Source organism: Bradyrhizobium sp. (genome assembly GCF_035484855.1).
In the GTDB taxonomy this organism is placed as follows: domain Bacteria; phylum Pseudomonadota; class Alphaproteobacteria; order Rhizobiales; family Xanthobacteraceae; genus Bradyrhizobium.
Genome location: NZ_DATHOP010000194.1, coordinates 1 through 4,307, shown reverse-complemented (window position 1 = coordinate 4,307; position 4,307 = coordinate 1). Strand labels below are relative to the sequence as shown.

Genomic DNA, 4,307 nt, shown 5'->3' with positions numbered 1-4,307 from the left:
CTTGCGCAAATTGCGGAACGAGGTGTAGCCGGCGCCGAAATCGTCGATCGCGATCCGGCTGCCGAAATTCTTCAGCCGCGTGACGAAGCCTCTGAGATCGTCGATATCCTGGATCGCAACCGTTTCGGTGATTTCGACGATCAACCGCTCGGCCACGCCGGGATGCGCACGCATCAGCGATTCGATCGAGGCCCACCAGTCCGGGTCCATCGTGGTGTCGGGCGAGATGTTGAGGGAAAGCTGCACCTTGGGCGCGGCCGCCAGTTCCGCCACCACCAGTTCGAGCACGCGGTGGTCGACCAGGCGGATCAGGCCGAGCTTCTCCGCCACAGGAACGATGTCCGGCGCCAGCAGCACCTGGCCGTCATCCTGCTCCATGCGGATCAGGCATTCGTAGAACGCGCAATCACGCGAACGCGCCTCCACCACCGGCTCGAACGCCATCACGATCCGGCGCTCGTTGAGCGCGGTGACGATCTCGTCGGTGACGCGGATATTGACGCGGCGCTGGGCGTCGCGCTCGACATTGGGACGCCACAGCGAGAACGATCCGGCGCGGCGGCGCTTGGCGCCATCGAGCGTTTCATGGGCGCGGTTGATCGCCTCGTTGGCGTTGCGCGCGTAGCGCGGCACGCTGACCGCGCCGATCGAGGCGGTGACCGAGACCGGACCGGAATTGGTCGGCACCACCTCGTCGCGAATGCCGGCCAGGAACCGCTCGGCGGCGACATTCATGTCCTCGACGGTGCAGTTCTTCAGGATCAGCCCGAATTTGTTGCCGGAGAAGCGGCCGAGCACGTCGCCGCCGCGCAAGCGGATGCGAATCCGCGCGGCGACTTCCGAAATCACGGCGTCCGCGACATCGAAGCCGAACGCGTCGTTGATGCGCGCCAGATGATCGATGCCGATCAGCATGAAGGCGCAGGAGGTGCGGAAGCGCGCGGCTTCCTCGATGGCCTCGGCCAGTGCTGCGACCAGATGCGTCCGGTTGAGCTCGCCGGTCAGCGGATCGTGCCGCGACAGCCGCAGCAATTGCTCGTCGCGGGCGTGGCGTTCGTTGTTGACGCGGACGATGCCTTGCGCGCGCGCCGGCCGGCCGTCGGGGCCGGCGAACCAGCAGCCGGTTTCCTCGATCCAGAGCACGGGCTCGGAAGTCGAACTGCGCACGCCATATTCGATGCGGTAAGGCGCGCCTTCGCCGCGCTGCGTCGAGGGCGAATGCAGCAGCGCATCGGACCGGATCGAGCGCTCCGGCTCGATCAGCCTGGAAAACTCGGCGCCGCTGGCGAGCGAGGCCGGCGGGATATCCGAAAACACCGCCTCGGCGTGGTCGCTCCAGGTGATGACGTCGGTGGCGATGTCCCAGACGAAGGCCGCCTGGCCGAGCGAGGCCAGGATGTTCGAAGCTTTCGAAAGAACCGATGTCACGGTCGCCTCGTTTCGGGACACTGCCGGGTGATTCCCGGTCTGAAGAATACCGCCTGTTTCGGCCGCTACCCTAGGCAAAGTTCATAAATATTCCGGAAACCACGTCTGCCGGTGGCCGGGAACGAACCGGGGCGAGACGGCATGACCCTTGCGACCAAGGAATCGAAGCGGGCGGCAGCGTCCCAAAACGTAACAGTTCAGCCGGATTTCGAATTGCGATGTCAAGCAACGGCCAACCAGACCAGACGGTGGAAGACGGCGCGGTTGCAGCCGAGAAGCCCGCCTGCGTCGCGCTGGTGCCGGTGGTGCCGAATGTTCACTGGTCGCACGTGCCGGACCAGCAGATGTCGCGGGCCGACTTCGTCACCCAGCTGATCGCGACCGCCGAATATGCGCCGCAGACCCGCAGCCTGCGGCGGGCGACTCCGGCCGTTGCGCAGGCCGCCTACAGCGCGCAGAAGCGCCCGGCCCATGGCGCCGGAAGCCGGACCCGGCAAATCATCTAGAGATGCGCTTATAATAAAATGAGGAACACATGTCCGCTATTCCTCCGGAAGCGGGCATTGAGCGGTAGATCTTCAATGTCCGCTAGGTGCCAAAAAGAGACTCATGCACTGCACAAATTTCGAGAAGAATGCTGGTACCCACCTTCATGACACTCACCGTGCTGTGGAGTAGCCGTCCACAGCGTCAATGGCGGAAATTGGTAATTCCCTTTCAGTGCCGCGCGCCAACGCCTTTCACACGGCCAAGCAAAGCCATCAGATCCGCAACTTGAATGTTTTCGAGAGAATGCACGGCATCTTTGATCTCGCGGCACGTCCCTTCGTCGGCGTGACCGGCCGTGAGTCTGTCGAACTTTTCGACGGACTCCTCCCACGTGAAGGGACGGGAGGCGAGCCCTGGAAAATCCTGAACCTCGTGTTCGATGACCTTACCGTCCTGTAGCCGGACGATAATCTTGGCAGGCATCTTCGCAGGATATTGGTCGGTGAATTCCTGATCCGGCCGGACCGAAACCTTCTTGAGGAGCTGCTGCACATCGGCGCGCATGATGCGGTCTGGCTCGAATTGCGCCGGCATCACATCGCCGTCAAGCAACGCCACCGCGAGCAAGTATGGCAGACTGTGATCCGCCTGTTCCTTGGTCCTGACGACCTTGTCCACGCCGTAGAGGCCGCCGCCGGCAAAATCATAGGCGATCCGGATCACGTTGGCCTCGATCGAAACTACCTTGCCGGGGTCGAGTTTGTTCTGTCTGACGAGTTCAACCATGCAATGGACCGCGGATTGCGTATGGATCATGGAGTTGTACTTTTTGATGGTGCTCTCCAAAACGCCCTCGTAACCTTGCTTGTCCCAGTCGATGTGTATCTGCATGTGCAGCAAGTTGTCGATGCCGTTGGGGCCTTCTATCACCTGCAGCGGTCCCTCCACGCCGCGACGTGCCAGAAACAGGGTGTTCATTGCACCCAGCGCTGACTGCGCTGAGGCCAACCCTTTCCACTGCGATAGCGGCTTGGCCCGCACGACGGCGAATGAGGCATCGCTCACCGCTGCCATGGCGATGGCATCCGCAATCTGCGGCTCGCTCAGGCCGAGCAGCTTGCCCGCGGCGGCATTGAGCGAGAAAGCGAGTTGTGCGGTGTGGTCGAAGCCGCGCGTCATGAAGTTAGCGTGATCAACAAAGCGCGACTGCACTGTGTACGCCAGCGCCACTGCCAGCATTAGGTCGCGCCCGCTACCGCCCACATAGTCAGCAATGGTCAGCGCCACACCAAAGTTATCGGCTGTATGGCAGGTCTCGGTCGGCGCCAGGAAATTGTCCATAAAGTCCACGTAGCGCACCAGCGCGGTGTGCCAGAACGCTGCGTAGATTGGGTTGGCGTTGCCCCCGCTGATCAGCGCGCACGGGCCGTTGCCGCCGAAATCCGCGACTTGTGCGCGGCAGGCCTCGACCGGGCCGGCACCCAAGGCGGCGATACAGCAACCGAGCGAGTCGAGAATGTGTACCGGCAACTGCTGGCGCGACTGCGCCGAGAGATCGGCGAACGAGGCGCGAGCGGCATATTTGGCGAGGGCTTCCACTTGGGTCATGGCAAGTCTCCTTCCGCTGCAGAATCGCTTATTGTGTCAGGGCGATGAAAACCCCGATTGTGAACATCGAGCCAATCACGCTGAGAAATAGGGCAGAGGAGGCGCGCCCTTCCAACACATGGTATTGGACGGCAAGCACGATCACGATCGGCATAGATGGAATTGCCGTTGTCAGCACCGCCTCGGGGACGATCGGGGCGCCGTAGCCGAGCGAGCGCAGGCCAACCAGGACCAGCGCAGGCTGAACGATGTTCTTCAACAACGCCAACGATAATGCCGTCCGATCGATTTGGATTTTGTAGGCGGCAAGCATGATGCCGGAAGCGAACAGCGCGACGCCGCTCGTGGCCTGTCCAAGAAGTGAAAGTCCGTGGTCAACAATTGAGGGGACGCGGACATTGCACAGCACGAGCACAAAAGCGAGCACAGGGGCCCAGACAATCGGCTGTTTGACCGTTTCAAGGAGCTTTTCGATGAAGGCCGAGTGACGTGTCGTCGCCGACCCCGTTATCGCAACGGGTGTTCTTCCCAGCGCCAGGCCGAGAATCGTGACCGGGACGACAATGAGATTGATGACAAGAGAAGCGATTGCGATAGTAACGGCGCTGGTCTTGCCGAACAGGTCTCCGAGGATAGCCGGACCCATGAATGGAACGGCCGGCGAAGACGCAGCCAGCGCCGCCAATACGCTTTCGCTTAACGAGAAGCGAAATATGAAGTTAAACAGCACAAACACTAGGACGTAGAAGCCGACGATCGCCACGAATATCGCAACAACAAAC

At 61.6% G+C, this 4,307-nt stretch carries 4 protein-coding genes; 1 reads left to right on the top strand and 3 read right to left on the bottom strand.

Annotated features, from left to right (window positions below; genetic code table 11):
* Positions 1-1,449, bottom strand: a 1,449-nt coding sequence (locus tag VK804_RS21920; RefSeq protein WP_414642831.1) for an EAL domain-containing protein, incomplete at its 3' end; no start/stop codon positions are given.
* A gap of 197 nt (positions 1,450-1,646) precedes the next feature.
* On the opposite strand from VK804_RS21920, the gene VK804_RS21915 reads away from it, so the two are divergent.
* On the top strand, positions 1,647-1,934 hold the full coding sequence (locus VK804_RS21915) for a hypothetical protein (RefSeq protein WP_325374122.1): 288 nt from the start codon (positions 1,647-1,649) through the stop codon (positions 1,932-1,934).
* Positions 1,935-2,145: 211 nt separating this feature from the next.
* Here the strand turns inward: VK804_RS21915 and VK804_RS21910 are convergent, their stop codons facing one another.
* Together VK804_RS21910 and VK804_RS21905 are read right to left on the bottom strand one after the other, a co-directional pair.
* Entirely contained in the window at positions 2,146-3,525 is a 1,380-nt protein-coding gene (locus VK804_RS21910) for an MmgE/PrpD family protein (RefSeq protein WP_325374120.1), read from the bottom strand.
* A gap of 28 nt (positions 3,526-3,553) precedes the next feature.
* A partial coding sequence (locus VK804_RS21905; RefSeq protein WP_325374118.1) for an AEC family transporter occupies positions 3,554-4,307 on the bottom strand: 754 nt, incomplete at its 5' end.

Excerpts from the sequence above, each read along its gene's own strand:
- VK804_RS21915 (WP_325374122.1), top strand. The coding sequence starts at position 1,647 with ATGTCAAGCAACGGCCAACCAGACCAGACGGTGGAAGACGGCGCGGTT.
- VK804_RS21910 (WP_325374120.1), bottom strand. The coding sequence starts at position 3,525 with ATGACCCAAGTGGAAGCCCTCGCCAAATATGCCGCTCGCGCCTCGTTC.